General features: G+C 64.3%; 17 protein-coding genes. 12 read left to right on the forward strand and 5 right to left on the reverse strand.

The features are described from left to right. The 12 genes from dnaE to IPL75_14095 all read left to right on the forward strand — a co-directional run bounded on the left by dnaE (position 1) and on the right by IPL75_14095 (position 15,390). A complete protein-coding gene (gene dnaE, locus IPL75_14040; GenBank protein ID MBK9241341.1) occupies positions 1 to 3,504 on the forward strand; it encodes a DNA polymerase III subunit alpha in 3,504 nt (1,167 codons plus the stop codon). 7 nt (positions 3,505 to 3,511) lie between these two features. Next, complete coding sequence (locus tag IPL75_14045; protein ID MBK9241342.1) at positions 3,512 to 4,507, forward strand: acetyl-CoA carboxylase carboxyltransferase subunit alpha; 996 nt, start codon at positions 3,512 to 3,514, stop codon at positions 4,505 to 4,507. Further along, entirely contained in the window at positions 4,507 to 6,246 is a 1,740-nt protein-coding gene (gene recJ, locus IPL75_14050) for a single-stranded-DNA-specific exonuclease RecJ (protein ID MBK9241343.1), read from the forward strand. Before IPL75_14045 ends, recJ begins: the two co-directional genes overlap by 1 nt. 270 nt (positions 6,247 to 6,516) lie before the next feature. After that, entirely contained in the window at positions 6,517 to 8,520 is a 2,004-nt protein-coding gene (locus IPL75_14055) for a hypothetical protein (protein ID MBK9241344.1), read from the forward strand. Beyond that, positions 8,521 to 9,246 (forward strand): LPS export ABC transporter ATP-binding protein, encoded by a 726-nt coding sequence (lptB, locus tag IPL75_14060; protein ID MBK9241345.1) that lies wholly within the window; start codon positions 8,521 to 8,523, stop codon positions 9,244 to 9,246. Between the two features lie 30 nt (positions 9,247 to 9,276). Then, positions 9,277 to 10,698: an RNA polymerase factor sigma-54 gene (gene rpoN, locus IPL75_14065; protein ID MBK9241346.1), complete on the forward strand. Its 1,422-nt coding sequence runs from the start codon at positions 9,277 to 9,279 to the stop codon at positions 10,696 to 10,698. Next, positions 10,698 to 11,669: an HPr(Ser) kinase/phosphatase gene (gene hprK / locus IPL75_14070; GenBank protein ID MBK9241347.1), complete on the forward strand. Its 972-nt coding sequence runs from the start codon at positions 10,698 to 10,700 to the stop codon at positions 11,667 to 11,669. Before rpoN ends, hprK begins: the two co-directional genes overlap by 1 nt. Next, positions 11,669 to 12,556 (forward strand): RNase adapter RapZ, encoded by an 888-nt coding sequence (rapZ, locus tag IPL75_14075; protein ID MBK9241348.1) that lies wholly within the window; start codon positions 11,669 to 11,671, stop codon positions 12,554 to 12,556. Before hprK ends, rapZ begins: the two co-directional genes overlap by 1 nt. Then, the gene (locus IPL75_14080) at positions 12,549 to 12,995 is read left to right on the forward strand and encodes a PTS sugar transporter subunit IIA (protein ID MBK9241349.1); all 447 of its coding nucleotides are present in this window, start codon (positions 12,549 to 12,551) and stop codon (positions 12,993 to 12,995) included. Before rapZ ends, IPL75_14080 begins: the two co-directional genes overlap by 8 nt. A gap of 8 nt (positions 12,996 to 13,003) precedes the next feature. Beyond that, positions 13,004 to 13,270, forward strand: a complete 267-nt coding sequence (locus IPL75_14085; protein ID MBK9241350.1) for an HPr family phosphocarrier protein — start codon at positions 13,004 to 13,006, stop codon at positions 13,268 to 13,270. Then, a complete protein-coding gene (gene ptsP, locus IPL75_14090) occupies positions 13,267 to 15,018 on the forward strand; it encodes a phosphoenolpyruvate--protein phosphotransferase (GenBank protein ID MBK9241351.1) in 1,752 nt (583 codons plus the stop codon). The genes IPL75_14085 and ptsP overlap by 4 nt, the downstream gene beginning before the upstream one ends. A 21-nt stretch (positions 15,019 to 15,039) precedes the next feature. Beyond that, positions 15,040 to 15,390, forward strand: a complete 351-nt coding sequence (locus tag IPL75_14095) for a cupin domain-containing protein (GenBank protein MBK9241352.1) — start codon at positions 15,040 to 15,042, stop codon at positions 15,388 to 15,390. Between the two features lie 100 nt (positions 15,391 to 15,490). On the opposite strand, the gene ssb is transcribed toward IPL75_14095, so the two are convergent. The 5 genes from ssb to IPL75_14120 are packed head-to-tail and all read right to left on the reverse strand — an operon-like array spanning position 15,491 to position 20,322. Next, positions 15,491 to 15,961: a single-stranded DNA-binding protein gene (gene ssb / locus IPL75_14100; protein MBK9241353.1), complete on the reverse strand. Its 471-nt coding sequence runs from the start codon at positions 15,959 to 15,961 to the stop codon at positions 15,491 to 15,493. Positions 15,962 to 16,008: 47 nt separating this feature from the next. Next, positions 16,009 to 16,890, reverse strand: a complete 882-nt coding sequence (locus IPL75_14105) for a tetratricopeptide repeat protein (GenBank protein ID MBK9241354.1) — start codon at positions 16,888 to 16,890, stop codon at positions 16,009 to 16,011. A gap of 28 nt (positions 16,891 to 16,918) precedes the next feature. Then, entirely contained in the window at positions 16,919 to 17,515 is a 597-nt protein-coding gene (pal, locus tag IPL75_14110; protein MBK9241355.1) for a peptidoglycan-associated lipoprotein Pal, read from the reverse strand. Positions 17,516 to 17,542: 27 nt separating this feature from the next. Continuing rightward, entirely contained in the window at positions 17,543 to 18,916 is a 1,374-nt protein-coding gene (locus tag IPL75_14115; GenBank protein ID MBK9241356.1) for a PD40 domain-containing protein, read from the reverse strand. A gap of 14 nt (positions 18,917 to 18,930) precedes the next feature. Further along, a complete protein-coding gene (locus IPL75_14120) occupies positions 18,931 to 20,322 on the reverse strand; it encodes a PD40 domain-containing protein (GenBank protein MBK9241357.1) in 1,392 nt (463 codons plus the stop codon). Between the last annotated feature and the right edge of the window lies 1 nt (position 20,323).

Here is a 20,323-nt window from a genome sequence, read left to right on the forward strand (position 1 = left end):
ATGGCCGAGTTCGTCCATCTGCACCTGCACACGGAGTTCTCGCTGCTTGATGGCGCCTGCCGCATCGGCGAGATGCTGGACCGCGCCGTCGAACTCAAGATGCCCGCCGTGGCGGTGACCGAACACGGCAACATGTTTTCGGCCGTCTCGTTCTTCGACGAAGCCAACAAGCGCGGCATCAAGCCCATCCTCGGCTGCGAGGTCTACATTGCCCCCGGCGACCGGCGTGACCGGTCCGGCACGCCAGGTGAGACGGCCAACCACCTGGTGCTGCTCTCGGAAACCACGGAAGGGTTCCACAACCTGATGAAGCTCGTGTCATCGGGCTACACCGAGGGCTTCTACTACAAGCCGAGAATCGACCACGCCCTGCTGGCTCAGCACGCGAAGGGGTTGATTGGACTCAGCAGTTGCCTCAAGGGGGAAGTGGCAACCGGCATTCGCACTGACCAGGCGCGCAAGGCGATGGACGCAGCGGCGCGTTATCGCGACATCCTGGGACCGGACAACTTCTTTCTCGAGATGCAGTACCAGGGCATCGAAGAGCAGCGCATCGTCAACACCGGCCTGCTGCCCATCGCACGAGAACTTGGGCTGCCGCTGGTGGCGACCAATGACGTGCACTACCTCAAGAACACCGATCAGCACCCGCACGACATCCTGCTGTGCATCGGCACGGGCAAGAACGTCAGCGACGAAAAGCGCCTCAAATATCACGGGGATCAGTTTTTCCTGAAGACTCCCGAGGAAATGGCCGTGGTGTTCGGTGACCATCCAGACGCGTTGGCCAACACGCTGCGGATCGCGGAGCGGTGCTCGGTCGATATTCCGAAGAACGTCAACCATCTTCCCGACTTCGATGTGCCGCCCGGGTTCACGGCCGGCTCGTACTTCGAGCACGTCGCGCGTGAGGGGTTCCAGGAACGGATGGTGCGCTGGCGCGAGATGGAAGCGCGCGGTGAATTGCGCCGGACGTTTGCCGAGTACGAGGCGCGGCTGCAGTACGAACTCGACATGATCCGGCAGATGAAGTACGACGGGTACTTCCTGATCGTCTGGGACTTCATTCGCCACGCCCGTGAACGCGGCATTCCTGTCGGACCGGGCCGCGGGTCCGCCGCCGGAAGTCTCGTGGCGTATTGCATGCGGATCACGGACATCGATCCCCTGCACTTCGACCTGTACTTCGAACGGTTCCTGAATCCCGAGCGCATCACACTGCCGGATATCGATATCGACTTCTGCGAGCGGCGGCGCGCCGAAGTGATCCAGTACGTCACGCAGAAGTACGGCCGCGAAAACGTGGCGCAGATCATCACGTTCGGCACCATGAAGGCTCGCGCCGTGGTCCGCGACGTCGGGCGCGTGATGGAGTTCCCGATCTCCGAAGTTGACCGCGTGGCCAAGCTGATTCCCGGCACGCTCGACATGAGCCTCGACAAGGCGATCGAGGAGGTGCCCGCGCTGGCCGACCTTGAACGCAAGGACGAGCGCGTGCGCGAACTGTTGAAGGTGGCCAGGCGCCTGGAAGGGATGACGCGGCACGCGTCGGTGCACGCCGCGGGCGTCGTCATTGCGCCAAGGCAGGTGGTGGAGTTCGCTCCTCTCTATCGCAGCCAGAAGGACGAAATCACGACCCAGTGGGCCATGAAGGACATCGAGCGGGTGGGCCTGCTCAAGATGGACTTCCTCGGTTTGAGCACCCTGACGCTGCTGGATGATGCCGTCAAGCACATCAAGGAAACCACCGGCGATGTGGTGGACCTCGACCATCTGGCGGTGGACGACGCGAAGACGTATCAGCTGTTTGCCAACGGCCAGACACACGGCGTGTTCCAGTTTGAAAGCTCGGGCATGCGCGAGACGCTGCGGAAAGCGAAGCCGCAGTGCCTGGAAGACCTGATCGCCCTCAACGCGTTGTACCGGCCCGGACCGTTGCGTGGCGGCGTTGTTGACGACTACATCAACCGGAAACATGGCCGCGTCGAGATCAAGTACGAACTGGCGCAGATGGAGCCGGTCCTCAAAGAGACCTACGGCGTCATCGCGTATCAGGAGCAGGTCATGCGGCTGGCCAGCGACCTGGCCGGCTTCACCCTGGGGCAGGCGGACGAACTGCGCCGCGCCATGGGTAAAAAAGACGAAAAGAAGATGGAGGCCACCCGCCTTCGATTCATGTCCGGGTGCGCCGAGCGTGGCATCTCCGAGAAGAAGGCCACGAAGATCTTCCAGTTCATTGAATTCTTCGCCGGGTACGGTTTCAACAAGTCGCACTCCACGGCCTACGCATTGCTGGCCTACCAGACGGGGTACCTCAAGGCGAACTACCCCCAGCACTTCATGGCGGCCCTGCTGACCATTGAGTCGCAGACCTCAGAGAAAGTCGCGCTGTACCTCGCGGAGTGTCGCGAATTGGGTGTGGCGGTGCGGCCGCCCGACATCAACGCCAGCGCGCTCCACTTCACGGTGCAGAAGACGGATGGCCAGCCCGACGGCGTCAGGTTCGGACTCGGGGCGGTCAAGGGCGCCGGCGAAGGGGCGATCGTGTCGCTGATGGCCGCACGCGAAGCCCTGGGCGGCACGATCACATCGATGTTCTCGCTCGCCGAACACCTGGACCTCCGATTGGTGAACAAGAAGGTCATTGAGAGCCTGATCAAGGCGGGTGCGTGCGACAGCCTGGCGCCCGGTGGGCGTGAGCAGTACCTCCAATGGCGGCCGCGCATGCTGGCCGGCATTGACCGCATCCTGGACCACGGCAACCGCCACCAGAAGGATCGCGATCAGGGCCAGTCACAGTTGTTCGGCAATGACGAGGACAGTGCCGTGCCGCAAAGCGATGCGGCGGTGCTGCCCGAGGCGGCGCCCTGGACCGAGACACAAGCGCTGACCTTCGAAAAGGAAGCCCTCGGTCTCTATATCAGTGGGCACCCCCTACAGCGCTACGCGGAGGTCATTGCGGCCGTCGGCGCGCGCACCGTGTCGGCCTTGTTCCAGTCCGAGCCGGATTGCCAGGTGGCCGGCGTGGTCACCGGTGTCCGCCGGCTCAAAACGAAGCGGGGCGACCCGATGGCGGCCTTTAACCTCGAAGACGAGGGCGGCAAGTTCGAGGTGGTGGTCTTCCCCGAGGCCTACGCGAAATTCGGCCGCCTCGTGGCGGATGATGCCATGCTGATTGTGCGGGGCAAGTTCGAGCGCGACGATGAGACGGGCAAGATGGTGGCCGCCGAATTGAGCACCCTTGAGGCCGCCCGGGAACGGGTGGTGCGCGAGGTCCAGATCACGGTGGCCGGGCGCGGCGGTTCGCGGGACGTGCTGCGAACGCTGGCCCAGGTCTTTGAACGGCACCCGGGCGACCGGCGCGTGTCGTTTGTGGTCGAAGTGCCGGGACGCGGCGGTGGCCTGCGCGTGCGTGCCGGGACGTCGCACCGCATTCGCCCCAGCGAAGGATTTGTGCGCGACGTCGAGTTGGTCTGTGGCGCCGGCGCAGTGTGTTTGAAGTGAGGAGTCAATGACGGTAGACGCCCTGGAATTTGAAGAGCCTGTGGCCATCCTGCAAAAGGAGATTCAGGCCATGCGCCTGATGCCGCCAACCCCCGAACGGCTGGCCTCCATCGCGCGCCTGGACGCGCGGGTGCGGGAACTTCGCGCCGAAATTTTCTCTCACCTCACGCCCTGGCAGCGTGTGCTCGTCGCCCGCCATGCAGACCGGCCCGTCATGCTGGACTACGTCGGCCGCCTGTTTACCGGTTTCACTGAACTGCATGGTGATCGCCGCTTTGGCGACGACAAGGCCATCGTCACCGGCATGGCGCACTTCCACGGCCAACCGGTCTTCATCGTTGGCCACCAGAAGGGCAGCGACACCAAACAGAAGATCTACAGGAATTTCGGGTACGCGAAGCCGGAAGGGTACCGGAAGGCGCTCCGCGTGATGCGTCTGGCGGAGAAGTTCAAGCAGCCGGTCATCGTGTTTGTTGATACGCCGGCGGCGTTCCCGGGTGTGGAGTCCGAAGAGCGCGGTGTCGCTGAAGCGATTGCCCTCAATCTGCGCGAGATGGCGCTGCTCGATACCCCGATCATTGTCGTGGTGTCTGGCGAGGGCGGGTCAGGAGGCGCGCTGGGAATTGCCATCGGCGACCGCATCCTGATGCAGGAGTTCGCGGTGTTCAGCGTCATCCCGCCCGAAGGTTGTGCGGCGATCCTGTGGCGCGATGCCGCGAGAAAAGTGGAGGCGGCCGAAGCGCTCAAGATCACGGCGCCCGACCTGCTGGCCATGCAGGTCATCGATGAGATTGTTCCAGAGCCGCTTGGTGGCGCGCATCAGGACCATGCCGCAGCCACCGCGCTCCTGGATGAGGCCATCGCCCGGCACCTGGCCGAGGTGTCGGCCATGAGCGGTCCCGACCGTCTTGAGGCCCGCTACCAGAAGTTCCGCTCGATCGGACGCCTCGATCACGCGTTTACCGACGAGAGCGCCGGCGCGGCGGCCACGCCCGCTGAGTGATGGCCCGGAAGATCTGGGACGAGGTACCGTCGGATGCCGACGGCGCCTCACGATTGGCCGCGGCCCTCGGCCTGCCGCCGGTGCTCGCGCGGTTGCTGCACCAGCGTGGCCTGACCGATCCGGACGAAGCACAGCGCTTTCTCGACCCGAGCCTGGCGCACCTGCATGACCCGTTCTTGCTGACCGACATGCGGCCGGCTGTGGCCCGATTGCACCAGGCGATCGAGCGCCGCGAGCGCGTGATGATTCATGGCGACTACGACGCGGATGGCATTACGTCCACCGCGATGCTTCAGCGCGCGCTCGAAATGCTCGGCGCAGACGTGGGTCATTTCGTACCCGATCGCATGAAGGACGGGTATGGATTGCAGCCGAAAACGATCGAACATCTGGCTTCGCTGGGGGCCAGGCTGATTGTGTCGGTCGATTGCGGCATTCGCGCGAGCGAGGCCGCACGGCGTGCGCGCGACCTCGGCGTGGATCTGATCATCACGGATCACCACGAACCTGAGGCAGAACTGCCGCAGGCCGTCGCCGTCATCAACCCGAAGCGGCCCGACTGCGCCTATCCCGAAAAGTTTCTGGCCGGAGCCGGCGTGGCGCTGAAGTTGGTGCAGGCCTTGCTACAGGACCACGCGGCGGGCGCTGGCGCGCTGTCGTCGTTCATCAAGATGGCGGCGATCGGCACGATGGCTGACGTGGTGCCGCTGGTGGGCGAGAACCGGGTGATCGCAAAGTTCGGGCTCGACGCACTTTCGCGCGGGCCGCATGGCACGGGACTGGAGGCGTTGTTGGAGGAGAGCGGGCTGTCGGGCAAGCGACTCGACAGTTTTCACGTCGGCTTCGTGCTCGCGCCCCGGTTGAACGCCGCCGGGCGAATGGGGCACGCCGGCCGCGCGGTGGACCTCCTCTTGTCCAGAGGGCGAGACGCGGAGTCGAGAGTGGCGGCTCGCGCGCTCGCGAAGGAACTGACCGACGAGAATACCCGCCGGCAGGAGAGCGAGGCCGGGATGCTCGTGGAAGCCAGGCGCATGGTGGAGAAGGACCCGGAGATCGGCGGTCACAACATGCTCGTGGTGGCGTCCGAGGGGTGGCATCGGGGTGTGGTGGGGATCGTCGCATCCAAGTTGGTGGACTCGTTCTGCAAGCCGGCCATCGTGCTGGCCATCGAGAACGGCGTGGCTCACGGCTCGTGTCGCAGCATTCCCGCGTTCGACATGCTCGCCGCGCTCGAGGCCAACCCTGACGTGTTCATGAAATTCGGGGGCCACAAGCAGGCCGCAGGCGTGACGGTTGACGTTGGGCGGCTGCCCGAGATGCGACGCCGGTTGACTGAGTACGCCAACCTCAACCTCGAGCCGGCCGACCTCATTCCTCGCCTGCGGATTGACGCGCCCCTGGGACTCCGTGACATCACCGGGGATGTGGTCCAGGCGCTATCGCGCCTCGAGCCGTTTGGCTCGGCCAATCCCAAGCCGATCTTCAGGGCGTCGCCCGTGGAACTGGCGCAGCCGCCGCGCGTCATGAAGGAGCGGCACCTCTCGCTGATGTTCCGCCAGGACGGGCGCTCCTTCAGGGGTGTGGCGTGGCGGGCGGCCGAGCGGGAGGCCTACCTGTCGGCAAACCGATTTGGGCTGGAACTGGCGTACTCTCTCGATCAGAATGACTTTCGAGGCGAGCGGGTCACGGAGTTGACGGTGGCTGATGTACGGGCGCCGGAAGGGGAGACAGCGGCGTGAAGTGGCAGAAGGTCGCGCGGGTGGTGGTCGCCCTCATTGGCGTGGGCTGCGCGGTGGCCGTGTACGTCGTGCTGCGCAAGAAACCCGTCGCGCCGCCGCCCGCGATCGCGACTCCAACGATGCTGGACGCGACGGTGACGGCGACCGCGGCCGAAGGCACCACGAAGGTGGTTGATTCCGCAACCGGCCTCGTGAGTTATTCCATCGACTACAAGAGGATGCTCGGATCATGGCCGACGGCCGCAAGGTATTTGAGGAAGTCAGGTTCACATGACCTTTGGGCACAACGGCGTCCCATACACGGTGAATGCGGGTGTGGCCGAGTTGGCGGGCAAGTCGGGACCGACGGGGGACCAACCCTCAACCGTCGTGTTTCGCCGCAAGGTTCGGATGACGGGCGAAAACGGGTTCGAAGTGTCTGGCGATGAGGCGACCTACCTCAATGAGGAAAAACGGACGAACTTTCCTGGCCCGGTGTCATTCAAACGTGACCGGATGACGGGCGAGGGGGTGGGCGGCGACCTGTACATGGACCGCTCGGTGTTCTGGATGTACGACCAGTCGCGCCTCACCATTGCCCCGGAGGGCAGTGGGCCGTCGGTGGTGGTCACGGCAAAACGCATCGGTCTCGCGGAGGCGGATCGGTACATCCGCGCCGAAGAAGGCACACAGCTCACCCGTGACAACCAGCATTTCAGCGCGGATGCGATGGTGGTGCGATTTGGTGAGAACACGCAGAGCGTGAATCGCATCGAACTGGAGGGCAAGTCTGTGGTCAGGCAGACCGGCACGGGCGACCGGCCCGACATGCGTGGTGACCGGATTTTCATGGACTTCGCGCCCGAGACAAGTTTGCTGGCCCACGCACAAATCGGCGGCAGCGCCGTGCTGACGATGCGGGAGAACAACAGCACGACACGTGTGAGCGGCAGTGATATCGAGTTTTATGTCGGAGCGGACGGGGAAGTGCTGACCCGGCTCTCGACGACAGCGCCCACAGAGGTGCTGCTGCCGCGCGACGGTGAGACGCCGGCCCGCACGATTCAATCCGCCGAGTTGCTGGCAGAGGGGCCTGATCCCAAAGGCCTGGACCGGGCCGTGTTTTCCGGCGGGGTGCAGTACCGCGAGACGTTGCCTGCGTCGCGAGGCCAGGCCGCCGCCATTCGCGTCGCGAGTTCGAACTCGCTGGTGCTTGGTCTCGAAGGTGCGCTGAACCAGGTCACCGTGGCGGACTTCCGGCAGAACTTCTGCTTCGTCGGTCCCATTGCACCAACGCCCCCCGGCTCGGTCGTCCAGTGTTCGGCCGCGAAGATGCCTGCGTTCGCGGGAACGCGGGACACGTCGGTGGTGGCGGCGGGCGACCAGGGGTTGTATAACGCCAAGGCTGAGACCCTGAAACTGCGACCCGGTGTCCAGAAGTCACAGTCGAAAGTGGTGAACCAGCAAACCGATGTCACGGCGGTTGAGATCAATTTGGATATCAGGCAGGACGCATTCACTGCGCACGGCGGAGTGAAGTCGACGATCATGCCGCGGCCGACCGCGGCGAAAGGTGCCAAAACAGCTGGACTGTTCGATAGGGGAAGACCGATTTCAGGAGTTGCGAGTGAGCTGGCCTACTCCGAAGTCACGGGCATCGCGGAGTACATCGGAGACGTGGTGCTGGTGCAGAGGGGTGAGGGGAACGCGGCGGCCAACGTCATCCGCGGGGACCAGGTTCGGCTCGACGAACGGAAACACGACATTGAAGCCAATGGCAACGCGCGGGCGGAATTGCTGATCGAGCAGGCCCCCGGGGCGCGCGACGCGAAGGTGCCGGGCCGCACGGTACTCACGGGCGATCGGATGACGTTTGTTGACGCCACCAGGCAGGTGGTGTTCTCGGGCGACGCCACCATGGACACGATCGAGGCAGGCGTGGCGCAACGACTCACGGCGGAGCGCATCACACTCGACATGATGGCCGAGCGCCGCGCGCTCAAGAATCTGGAAGCCGTGGCCGCAGACAAAGGCGAAGTGCGCGCGACCCTGCCCGAGGGCCGAGTCACGATCGGCACGCGGTTGACATACGATGCTGAGACCGATCGGTATGTGGTCACCGGAGCGCAGGCGCTATTCGTGTCACGCTCCGCCACGAAGGGGCCCGGCATTTGCGAGGTTGGAACCGGGACGGAATTGTCCTTCCTGCGCACGGAAGGATACTCGAACGTGAAAAACAAGGGAGGCTCGTTGGGCACGGCACGGGAGCGGAAATGCGCTGAGGTCATCAAATAGATGGCGACCCTGCGAAGTGAAGGCCTGACCAAGGCCTACGGCGGACGCACGGTCGTCAAGGGCGTGGACATCTCGGTCTCGTCCGGCGAAATCGTCGGCTTGTTGGGCCCCAACGGCGCAGGTAAGACCACCACATTCGGCATGGTGGTCGGCTTGACGGCGCCCGATAGTGGACGCGTGCTCCTTGATGATGCCGACGTGACCGGCGATGCGATGTATGTCCGGTCGCGCAAAGGCATCGGCTATCTTCCGCAGGAAGCCTCCATCTTCCGTGGCCTGACGGTGGAGCAGAACATTCTGGCGATCCTCGAAACGCTGCCGTTGTCGGCCGCTGAACGGCGCACGCGCCTCAAGACGCTGTTGGGAGAACTGGGTCTGACAGCCCTGGCGAGGTCCAAGGCGTATACGCTGTCTGGAGGCGAACGCCGCAGGACTGAGATCACCCGCGCGCTCGTGAATTCTCCGAAGTTCATCCTGCTCGACGAACCATTCGCGGGCATTGACCCGATCGCGGTCAGCGATATCCAGCAGATCGTGGTGCACCTCAAGACCCGGGGCATCGGCGTGCTGGTGACCGACCACAATGTGAGGGAGACCCTGAAGATTACCGACCGCGCCTACATCGTTCACGATGGTGCGATCTTCCGCAGCGGAACGCCGCAGGCGCTGGCCGATGATGACGATGTGAAGCGGATTTACCTCGGGACCGATTTCCGCCTGGACTAAGATGGGATCGACAGCAGTATTTCGTCCCTGATGGCCCTTTCACAAAAACTCTCCGCGCGGCTCTCCCAGAAGCTGATTCTGACGCCATCGCTCCAGCAGGCGATCAAGCTGCTGCCGATGACGACGATCGAGCTCGCGGAGTTGCTGAACCAGGAGATGATCGAGAACCCGCTCCTCGAGGAATCGGCCGAAGATGTTCCCACGCCGGAAGTGGCCGCCGAAGCCGAGCCTGTTCCCGATAAGACCGATGAAAAAGGCGACACCTGGGATGATGCCGACTACGAGTATTTTTTCGGCGACTACCTGAACGACGGTTATCGGCCCAAGCAGGCGTATGAAGTACGCGAATTGCCGCCGATTGAAAATACGCTGGCCAATCGGGGCTCGCTGGCCGATCACCTGAAGTGGCAACTGAGCCTGCAGACCGCCGACCCATTGATTCGCGACATTGGCGAAGCCATCATCGGCAACATCGATGACGATGGCATGTTGGTGGCGTCGATCGGCGAAATCGCCGGCCTCGGCCCCTGGCCTGTGGCCATCGTCGAAAAGGCACTGGAGCACATCCAGTCGTTCGACCCGATCGGCGTCGGCGCACGGGACCTGCAGGAGTGCCTGTTGCTGCAGTTGCGCGGCGCGGGTCTGGCGGGCACGCCGGTAGAGACGCTCGTGCGGGATCATCTGCCGCTGCTGCAGAATCACCGCGTGCCTGAACTCGCCAAGGCGCTGGGGTTGCCGCCAGAGGAAATCAAGGCGTACCTCGAAGTGGTGCGCCATCTGGATCCGAAACCCGGCGCGCGCTACACGCCGGCAGACTCCCAGTACGTCATCCCGGATATCTACATCATCAAGACGGAAGACGGCTATCGCGCGGTGCTCAATGAAGAGGGCCTGCCGCAGTTGCGCATCAGTCCCGTGTATCGACGGTTGCTCGACAAGGGCGGCGAAGCATCCGACGAAACGCGGGCATACGTCAAAGACAAATTCCGATCCGCCCTGTGGCTGTTGAAGTCGGTGGATCAGCGCCAGAAAACGATTGTGAAGGTGGCGACCAGCATCATCACGTTCCAGGGCGAGTTTCTCGACAAGGGCATCGAGTATCTGCGGCCGCTGGTGTTGCGGGATGTAGCGAACGATATCGGGATGCACGAATCCACGGTCTCGCGTGTGGTGAACAACAAGTACATGCACACGCCGCAGGGCGTGTACGAGATGAAGTACTTCTTCCACAGCGGCATCAGCAGTTCGTACGGCGAAAACGTGTCGTCGGTGACCATCAAACAGCGGATCAAGAAGATCATCGAAGGGGAAGATCCGAAGCGGCCGATGAGCGACTCGAAGATCATGAATGTGCTGCAGCGCGAAGGCCTGGTGCTGGCACGCCGCACGATTGCGAAATACCGCGAGGAGTTGCGGATTCCCACCTCCAATCAGCGCAAGGTGTTCTTCTGATGTCAGTGCCGGTGGCGTCCCTGATTGGGGCCCGCGGAGCCGACGCCGGTCTCGATTTTGATCTTCTGGCGGGCGCCGCTGGCCTCGAGCGGGCGATCACGCTGCCGTATGCACAGAAAACAGGCTTGGCCCTGGCTGGATTCGACGAATACCTCCGGCCGGGCCGGGTGCTGGTGTTTGGCGAGAGTGAGGTCCGCTATCTCGAGCGCATGGCGGCCGACGACCGGCGCCAGGCGCTGACACGCCTCTTCACCCGGGATTTTCCGTGCGTGGTACTGACGCTGGGGCTGGAGCCGCCCGCCGAATTGCTGGCGGAAGCCGAGCGCGCCGGCGTTCCCGTCCTGCGCACCCGCGCGACCACGCCCACCGCAATCGCACGACTCACCACGCTGCTCGAAGACCGGATGGCGGCGCGCGAAGTACTGCACGGCGTTCTCCTCGATATCCTGGGCCTGGGCGTGCTGATCACGGGCGAAAGCGGGATCGGCAAGAGTGAGTGTGCGCTGGATCTGGTCTGTCGCGGCCACAGGCTGGTGGCCGACGACACCGTGGAGGTCAAAGTCCGCGGCGAGTCGGTGCTGATTGGCAGCTGCCCGGAAATGACCCGCCACTACGTCGAGATTCGCGGCCTGGGTCTGGTCAATGTGACGGACCTGTTTGGTGTGGCCGCGACGCGGTCCTCAAAACGGATCGAACTGGTGGTGCAGCTGGAACGCTGGGAAATGGGGCGTGAATACGATCGCCTGGGTCTGACCGTGGAGACCAGCGACCTGCTGGGCGTGGCTGTGCCGCTCATCCGCATGCCGGTGGCGCCGGGCAGGAACGTGGCCATGCTGGTGGAGGTCGCCGCCAGAAACACGCTGCTGCGCTCGCGAGGCCGCCATGCCGCGCGCTTGCTGGCTGGACGTCTGGAGGATCGACTGGCGCGCGCCGCGGAACGGCAGGACGACACAGGGCTGGAGGAGGACTGATGGGGAAGGCACGAAACCCGAGCCCGCACCTCGTGGTGGTGACAGGCCTGTCGGGGGCGGGGAAGTCCCAGGCCATTCACGCGCTCGAAGACCTGGGGTTCTTTTGCATCGACAACCTGCCCGTGGCGCTGATATCCACGTTTGTCGATCTGATTGTCAGGGATGACGACACTCGTCGCCGCGTCGCGGTGGTCGTGGATGTGCGCGAGGGCGCCAGACTGTCTCAGCTGCCAGGCGTGTATCGCACGCTGAAGCGGCGCACCGATGTCGACACGACGCTGGTGTTCCTCGACGCAAAGCCAGAGGCGCTCGTCAGGCGGTTCAGTGAAACCCGGCGTCCGCATCCCCTGGGTCGCGGGCGTTCCGCCGCCGAGGGCGTCGCCGAAGAGTCACGCAGGTTGGCGCCGATCAGGAAGCTGGCCGACTTCGTGCTGGATACGACCCGCCTGACCGTGCACGACCTCCGCAGGCAGATGCTCGCCTTCGGTGGTGGCACACCGGCAACAACGCCGCTGACCGTGACGCTGCAGAGTTTTGCGTTCAAGCGCGGGGTGCCATCTGATGCCGACCTCATGTTCGACGTGCGCTTCCTGAAGAACCCGCATTTCGTCCCGACCCTGCGGCCCCTCACAGGCCTTGACCGAAAAGTCGCGCGTTACGTGCTCGGCCTGCCTGAAGCCGCAAAATTTCTCACGCTGACCACCGCGCTGTTGCGGTTTCTGCTGCCGCAGTACGTGGCGGAGGGGAAGGCCTACCTGACCGTGGCCATCGGCTGCACAGGTGGGCAGCACCGCAGCGTTGCCATCGCGGAGGCTCTTGGGCGCGCGCTTCGCCGGACACGGCACGTGCAGGTGAGGGTCCGGCACAGGGAGTTGGCCAATGTCTGACAACGAACCGGTGCTTCCCTCGGCTGGTCCCGTCGTGGGCGTCGTGATCGTGACGCACGGGTTGCTCGCCACTGAACTGCTCAACGCCGCAGAGACGATCGTGGGCGACCTGCCGGGGTTTACCGCAGTCTCCATCGGCTGGCACGACGATGTGCCCGTCGCGACCAGTGCGATGTCACGCGCGATCGCGCGAGTGGATACCGGGGCGGGTGTCCTCCTGCTGACGGACATGTTCGGCGGCACGCCGTCCAATCTGGCGATGACCTTCCTCGAAGCCGACCGCATCGAAGTGGTCACGGGCGTCAATCTGCCGATGCTCATCAAACTGGCGCGCGCGGCCGCCACCGGGAACGTCCTGGCCGCGGCTCGAGCGATCGCCGACGATGGCCGGCAGGCGATTCGTGTGGCGTCCGACTTGTTGCGCGGCACGGGCAGCTGATTGGCCCTATGGAGGCGCGTACGGTAACCATCGTCAACGCGTTGGGGCTTCATGCGCGGGCGGCTGCGAGATTTGTCCATCACGCAGGGCGATTCAAGAGCCAGATCAAGATCACGCGCGGGGCTCGTACCGTAGACGGCAAGAGCATTCTCGGGCTGTTGTTGCTTGCGGCGCCCAGAGGAGCCACGCTTGAGCTGTCTGCGTCGGGGCCGGATGCGGTCGATGCGCTGGACTCGCTGGCGGCGTTGGTGGCGCGGGGATTCGACGAACCATGACCCGCACGAATGTGCGCCTGAACGGACGGGGCGTCGCGGAAGGGACCGCCATTGGCCGCGCCGTCGTGGCCGTCAGTGACGCTCGGCAGGTGCGCTACCGGCTCGCAGCCGGCCGGGTGGATCGCGAGCGGCAGCGATTGCGGGCGGCCCGGGCGATCACTCGAACCCAACTTGAGGACATCTCGACGCGCGTCTCGCGCACCGTGGGCCAGGCCCAGGCGGCCATCTTCGCCGCGCAGTTGCTGATGCTTGATGACCCGATGCTGGCCTCGAGAGTGGATGAACTGATCCGCACCGAGCGCATCAACGCCGACTGGGCGCTTGAGCGGGCGATGGAGGAACTGCACGAGGTGTTTGCCAGGGAAGGCGATGCCTGGCTGCGCGAACGCATAGGCGACCTCGCCGATGTGGGCGGGCGGTTGCAACGCAACCTGCGTCCGGGTCGCGATCCGCTGGTGTCACTCGTCCAGGAGCTCGATGGCCCCTTGATTGTGGTGGCAGACGAAGTGTCGCCGTCGATCGCCGCTCAGCTCGACTGGACGAAAGTGCGCGGGCTGGTGTGCGACGTCGGCAGCCCGACCAACCACACAGTCATTCTCGTGCGCTCCCTTGGCATCCCGACGGTGGTGGGGCTTGGCAGCGCGACGCAGGTCATCCTGCCTGGACAGACCATCGCGATTGATGGCGCCACGGGCGAAGTGGTGGTGGAGCCCGACCAGCAAGCGCTGGAACGCTGGACGTTGCGGGCACAGCTGGCGACCGCCGCCCTGCGAAAACTCGATGAGTGGCGCGCCGTGCCGGCCGCCACCGCCGACGGTCTGCGGATTCGACTCGACGCCAATCTCGAGATCGCGGAGGAAGTGGGCCGCGTGCTCGACGTTGGCGCCGAAGGCATTGGGCTCTACCGATCCGAGTTCCTGCTCGACCGCGCGCCGGTCGCCGGCGGGCTCCACGAAGACGCCCAGTTCGACACCTACCGCAGGCTCCTTGAAGCGCTGGCCCCACGGCCGGTCACGATCCGTACATTCGACGCTGGCGAAGAGCGATGGGAACGGGCGACGCACGGCCTGGCACACCGCGAGCGGTTCGGCCTTCGGGGCGTGCGCGCCGCGCTCCAGCACGACGATCGATTTCGCGTCCAGATTCGCGCCCTGCTGCGTGCCGCGCCGTTCGGGCAGTTGCGCATCCTGCTGCCGTTTGTGACCTCAGCGGCGGAGTTCCGGCAGGCGCGGGCCCTCATCGCGGAGATCGGCCGTGGCCTGCCAGGCGCAGACGCCGTGCCTGTGGGCGCCATGATTGAAGTGCCGGCGGCGGCCCTGACGGCCGATCGCCTCGCGCGCGACGCTGACTTTCTCAGCGTCGGCACCAACGACCTGATCCAGTACACTTTGGCCATAGACAGGACAGACGAACGTCTGTCGGGCCACTATGAGCCGCGTGAGCCGGCGGTGTTGCGGCTGCTGCGCATGGTGGCGGTGGCCGGCCGGCGGGCGGGCCGTGATTTTTCGGTCTGCGGCGAAATGGCGGCCGACCCGTTGCTGGTGGCACTTCTGGTCGGGCTGGGATACCGGGCGTTCAGCATGACGCCGGCAGCGCTTCCAGTCGTGAAGCGGGGCCTGCGGGCTGTGGACAGCCGCCTCGCGGAACGGTGCGCGCGCCAGGCGATCATTGCCGACGGGGCCGAGGATGTGCACAGACTATTGGCGCCCATCGCAGAAGTGATGCACAAGGCGATTGCGGGTGGGTAGCCGCACAGGAGTGAGGGAACAATGGTGAACGTGATACGGGTAGAGAAGCCTTGGGGCTACGAACTGCACTGGGCGAAGACGGATCGCTACGTGGGCAAGGTCATCCACGTGAACAAGGGTCACGCGCTGAGCCTGCAGTACCACAACGTCAAGGACGAGACGATCTTCCTCTGGTCAGGCAAGATCAAGTTTGAGATCGAAGAGAACGGCAAGCTCGTCGAGCGCGAAATGCTGCCGGGAGAATCCGTGCACATCACGCCGCCGACCGTGCACCGCATGACGGCGATCGAAGACTCGGACATCATGGAAGTCTCGACGCCAGAGCTCGACGACGTCGTCCGGCTACAGGACCTCTACGGACGGAAGACGTAGTCGCCGGGTCTAAAGACCCGGCCTCCATCCGGAAAGACCCGGCGTCCATCCGGAAGGAGGCCGGGTCTTCAGACCCGGCGACATGCATGAACCGATTCAGCTAAAAGGGGATGTCGTCGTCGTTCGGGGCGTCGACCGGGCCCATGTCGTCGGGCATGTCCGAGCCTCCGGAACCGGCGCCCGCTGACGCGTAGCGGTCACGCTGGGGCCGCGCGGCGCGTTCGCCGCCACCACCACCTCCGGCGCCGCCAAGCAGGACCACACGGTCGGCGCGAATTTCAGTCGTCTTGACCTGCTTGCCTTCCTTGTCGGTCCACTCGCGCGTCTGGATCTTGCCCTCGACGTAGATCTGTTTGCCTTTGGTGAGATACGGCTGAATGGACTCGGCCGTTTTGCCCCAGATGACAATGCGATGCCACTGCGTATCTTCACGCTTCTGACCATCGCGGTCTGTGAAGTGATCGGTGGTGGCGATACTCACCGTGGCGACGGCTGTGCCGCCGGTTGTAAAACGCATCTCTGCGTCGCGACCGAGGTTCCCCACCAGAATTGCTTTATTGACACTGCCCATGACCCGTCCTTTGCTCTCTCGCGCGTATACCCCGCGCGTGGGTGGTGCTACTTATTAATACGCGCCAATGCCTGTGTGGCCAGCATGTACGCGCTGCTATCGGGGAATGACCGCCGCACCAGTTCCCAATTCGTCCTGGCACGCGCCGTCTGGCCCAGTTGTTCGTAGGCCAGGCCTTGTTTGTAGATCGCCTGCGGTTCCCAGTCCGTCCCCTTGTGAATTGTAATCACTTGTTCATAGGCTGCAACGGCTTCTTTGAATCCACCTTTGCCGTAATACGACTCGGCGATGTGGAAGCGGGCCTTGGCGGCGTCGGGCGAGGTCGGGAAGATCTTGATGTAGTACTCAAACCCCGTAATCGCCATTTCGAAGTCACCACGGGCGTAATCGCCGAACGCGGAATCAAAGGCGCGTTGCGGGTTCTGCGGTGGGGCGGGCACGGCGGGCGGGGGAGTGGCGACGGGAGGTGTCGCGCCGGTGCCGGCGGCCGCGGCCGCTGACGGATCGGTTGCCGCCGACGCCGCGGTCAGCAGCGTGATGATCTGGGTGAGCAGGGTCCGCTGGGCGGCCAGTTCCTGCCGCATGGTCTCCATTTCGTGCGCTTCCTTGGAGAGACTCACGTTCGTGGCATCGAGTTTCTCGCGCAGGATGCGCGCATTGTCGGTCAGTGCCCCAATCACCAGCCCCTGATCGGCGAACAGTTTGCGCGTCGCGCCGGCCTGCTCGTCCAGTCGCGGACCCACTTTGGCCAGGGCCTCGGACAGCGACGCCACGGCCAGCCGCAATTGCTGCGTCTGCTCCTGGAGCATGCGGACGTCGGCAAACAGTTGCTGGTGCTCGCGATTCTGCGCGGAGGCGACACCGGGCGCTAACGAGCCCGCCACCGCGATCACAAACAGACCGGTGCGGGTCAGTGACCGAACATTCATGACGTCATCCCTTCGCGGACGGAAAGACCTATTTCGCCGTGACGACGAAGTGGCCCCGGCGGTTCTTGGCCCAGGCGGCCTCATCGTGACCGGGGTCAAACGGAAACTCTTTGCCGTAGCTCACCGTGCGAATGCGGTCTGCCGAAATCCCGAGTGAGAGCAGATAACTCTTCGCGGACAGGGCGCGACGTTCGCCGAGCGCCAGGTTGTATTCGGCGGTGCCACGTTCATCGCTATGGCCCTCAATGGTGATGGCCCATGTGGGGTACTTCTTGAGGATGGCCGCGTTGTCGGTCAGCACCTTCTGTCCTTCTTCGTCCACCGAATCACTGTCGTACTTGAAAAACACGGGACCAAGCGGCGCCTGCCGGTTAATTTCATCCGTATCCATGGTCGCGAGCGGGTCTGACGAGACGACGAGCGGCTCTGCGGAGATGACAGGCGGTGCGTCGGGCGCCTGCGGCACCGGTGGGCGTGTGGATGGTGTGCCGCCGGCGCCGGGAAATGCCTGAGGTCCGGGCGGCGGAGTCGTGGGGCTGGTCGCGGGCGGCGTCTTGCCACCGCATGCCGTGGCAAGCGACAGCGCACCAACCACCAGAAGAGACGAGAGCGAGAAACGTGACATAAGCGTGGGATCCTTTTGATCGTTCGACTAGCGAGTTGACCAGCGTGGGTAGCGGTTGTTGCCGGCGTTGGTGATTTGCCGCACGTTTTTTCCGTCGGCATCCATGACGGCGATGTGTTCCTTGCCCCAGCGTGTCGTCACAAACGCAATGTGGCGTCCGTTGGGAGAGACGGTGGGACTTTCATTGGAGCCAGGACCATCAGTCAACTGTACGACGTCGCGGGTGCCGACGTTGACTTTCTTGATCTCGACACCGCCAGGCACTTCGGCGCTGTATGCGATGAAGTCGAGCGCCCACGTGGGACGGTCGGCCTTTCTGGCCTCGCTGGTCATCTTGGTGGCCGGCCCGCCGTCGGCGCTCATGATGTAGATCTGGTTGCTGCCGCCGCGGTCTGACGTGAACGCGATCTGCGTGCCGTTTGGCGACCACGCGGGAGCGCTGTCGTCTGACGGATGCGACGTCAGCCGTCGCATGTCGGTGCCGTCCACCTTGACGACATAGATCTCCCAGTTACCGTCGCGACTGGACGCGTACGCGATGCGGGTGCCGTCGGGCGACCATGCCGGCAGGAAGTTCTGTGCGCGATCAGTGCCGCGAGCCGGCCGGCCGAGCTGCACCTGCACTTCGTACAGCTTCTGCACGTAGATATCGACAAACCCCGACTGGTGAGACTGATACACGATCGCGCGGCTGTCGGGCGACCATGAGGGCGCCAGATTGAGCGAGCCGCGCACGGTCACGCGGCTGGGCCTGAAGCCGTCGTAGTCGGCCACATACACTTCCTTGATCGACCGGGCTTCGATCGTGCCGCCCATCCGTTCACCATCGCGGTCTGAGACAAACGCGAACTTGGTCCGCGCCACACCGTCGAGACCGAATCGTTCCTTGTGCAGTTCGTCGGCGATGGTATGCGCGCAAAGGCGCACGCCTCGCAATGAACAGGTGTATCGCTTGCCGAAGGTCGCCACCTTGCGCTCCACGTTCATCACGCGCACATCGAGTTGCAGGTTTCCGTCGGCCCGCACCACGCTCCCCACCAGCACATCGTCGGCGCCGATCTGGTTCCATGAGTCGTAGGGAAGGGATTCCGCGGGCGCAGACGGCACCTGCGCGGCGCCGGCCTGACTGATCATCTGGAATTCGCGCTCGAACTCGAGGTCCTTCCACAAGACATCGCCGAGTGTCTTGGCCGCATCCTGGAGTTCGGCATCGGCGCCAGTCATGAGGAACGCTGGAATCGCGAGGCGCGGCAGCCGGCCGCTGGCGCCGCCAATACTCGTGCGGATCTCGGTCTGCTGATCGAGCGGCATTGAGGTGACCTCTGTCGTGCCGATCGGCGGGGTCCACGCCGCGAGCGCGGTTCCGCACAGGGCCGTCGCGACAAAAAAAGTAACACGCATCGTTTGTTTGACCTCTATCTTCCCTGGGGGCTGGCAGACCAGCTGGGATATCTGTTGTTGCCGACAAATGTCACCTGTCGCACGTTCTTACCGTCCAGGTTCATCACTGCGATCTGTTCGCCCTTGCCCCACCGGGTGGTGACGAAGGCGATGTGCCGCCCATTGGGCGCCACGGTGGGACTCTCATTCGACGCGCCGTCGGTGAGCTGGTCCACCTTGCGGGTGCCCACGTCAATGCGCTTGATCTCCACGCGGTCGTCAGGCGTCTCGGCGCTATAGACGATGTAGCCGCCCGCCCACGTCGGACGGTCTGCGCGCCGGGCCTCGCTCGTTAACTTCGTCACGGGGCCGCCGTCGGCGCTCATCATGTAAATCTGATTGCTGCCGCCTCTGTTCGAGGTGAACGCGATCTGCAGCCCGTTGGGCGACCACGTGGGCGAACTGTCGGTACTCTTGTCGGACGTCAACCGGCGCATGTCGCTGCCATCCACGTTGACCACGTAGATGTCCCAATTGCCGTCCTGGCTCGAGGCATAGGCGATGCGAGTGCCATCGGGAGACCAGTCGGGCAGGAAGTTCTGGGTGCGGTCGGTGCCGCGCGCCGGACGCACCTGCTGGGCCTGCGCCTCGTAGAGTTTCTGCACGTAGATGTCCACGAAGCCCGACTGATGCGACTGATACACGATGGCGCGGCTGTCGGGAGCCCAGGCCGGTGCCAGATTCAGTGACCCGCGTGTGGTGACGCGGCTGGCCCTGAACCCGTCGTAGTCCGACACATACACTTCCTTGACCGAGCGCGCCTCGATGGTGTCGCCCATGCGATCGCCATCGCGGTCCGACGTGAAGGCGAATTTGGTCCGCGCCACGCCATCGAGGCCGAACCGCTCCTTGTGCACTTCGTCGGCCACCGTATGCGCGCAGAGCCGGAGGCCGCGCAGTGAACAGGTGTAGCGCCGGCCGAACGTGGAGACCTTCCGCTCGACATTCATCATCCGCACGTCGAACTGGATGTTGCCGTCCACACGCCGCACACTTCCGACCAGCACCTCATCGGCGCCAATCTGATTCCAGAGGTCGTAGGGGAGTGACTCGGCCGGCGCGGCAGGAATCTGGCTGACGCCTTGCCGGCTGATCATCAGGAATTCGCGCTCGAACTCGAGGTCGTTCCACAGCACCTCAGCAAGTGTCGCGGACGCCTCCTGCACCTCGGCATCGGCACCGGTCACCAGGAAGGCAGGAATCGCGAGGCGGGGCAGGCGGCCGCTGCCGCCGCCAATACTTGCGCGAATCTCCGTCTGCTGATCATCAAGCGGCACGGACGTGACGTCGTCCGTGTGGATCGCCGGAGCCCAGGCCGCGAGTGTGGTTCCGAACAACGCGGCGGCAACGAGGGCAGTCGCACGCATC

This window comes from Acidobacteriota bacterium, assembly GCA_016716905.1.
GTDB lineage: Bacteria > Acidobacteriota > Vicinamibacteria > Vicinamibacterales > SCN-69-37 > SYFT01.

What these genes read in the sequence shown, in the direction of transcription:
- IPL75_14115 (MBK9241356.1), bottom strand. Translation starts at nt 18,916, where the DNA reads ATGCGTGTTACTTTTTTTGTCGCGACGGCCCTGTGCGGAACCGCGCTC.
- IPL75_14055 (MBK9241344.1), top strand. Translation starts at nt 6,517, where the DNA reads ATGACCTTTGGGCACAACGGCGTCCCATACACGGTGAATGCGGGTGTG.
- pal (MBK9241355.1), bottom strand. Translation starts at nt 17,515, where the DNA reads ATGTCACGTTTCTCGCTCTCGTCTCTTCTGGTGGTTGGTGCGCTGTCG.
- lptB (MBK9241345.1), top strand. Translation starts at nt 8,521, where the DNA reads ATGGCGACCCTGCGAAGTGAAGGCCTGACCAAGGCCTACGGCGGACGC.
- IPL75_14085 (MBK9241350.1), top strand. Translation starts at nt 13,004, where the DNA reads ATGGAGGCGCGTACGGTAACCATCGTCAACGCGTTGGGGCTTCATGCG.
- ptsP (MBK9241351.1), top strand. Translation starts at nt 13,267, where the DNA reads ATGACCCGCACGAATGTGCGCCTGAACGGACGGGGCGTCGCGGAAGGG.
- ssb (MBK9241353.1), bottom strand. Translation starts at nt 15,961, where the DNA reads ATGGGCAGTGTCAATAAAGCAATTCTGGTGGGGAACCTCGGTCGCGAC.
- IPL75_14045 (MBK9241342.1), top strand. Translation starts at nt 3,512, where the DNA reads ATGACGGTAGACGCCCTGGAATTTGAAGAGCCTGTGGCCATCCTGCAA.
- recJ (MBK9241343.1), top strand. Translation starts at nt 4,507, where the DNA reads ATGGCCCGGAAGATCTGGGACGAGGTACCGTCGGATGCCGACGGCGCC.
- IPL75_14080 (MBK9241349.1), top strand. Translation starts at nt 12,549, where the DNA reads ATGTCTGACAACGAACCGGTGCTTCCCTCGGCTGGTCCCGTCGTGGGC.
- rpoN (MBK9241346.1), top strand. Translation starts at nt 9,277, where the DNA reads ATGGCCCTTTCACAAAAACTCTCCGCGCGGCTCTCCCAGAAGCTGATT.
- IPL75_14120 (MBK9241357.1), bottom strand. Translation starts at nt 20,322, where the DNA reads ATGCGTGCGACTGCCCTCGTTGCCGCCGCGTTGTTCGGAACCACACTC.
- IPL75_14105 (MBK9241354.1), bottom strand. Translation starts at nt 16,890, where the DNA reads ATGAATGTTCGGTCACTGACCCGCACCGGTCTGTTTGTGATCGCGGTG.
- IPL75_14095 (MBK9241352.1), top strand. Translation starts at nt 15,040, where the DNA reads ATGGTGAACGTGATACGGGTAGAGAAGCCTTGGGGCTACGAACTGCAC.
- hprK (MBK9241347.1), top strand. Translation starts at nt 10,698, where the DNA reads ATGTCAGTGCCGGTGGCGTCCCTGATTGGGGCCCGCGGAGCCGACGCC.
- dnaE (MBK9241341.1), top strand. Translation starts at nt 1, where the DNA reads ATGGCCGAGTTCGTCCATCTGCACCTGCACACGGAGTTCTCGCTGCTT.
- rapZ (MBK9241348.1), top strand. Translation starts at nt 11,669, where the DNA reads ATGGGGAAGGCACGAAACCCGAGCCCGCACCTCGTGGTGGTGACAGGC.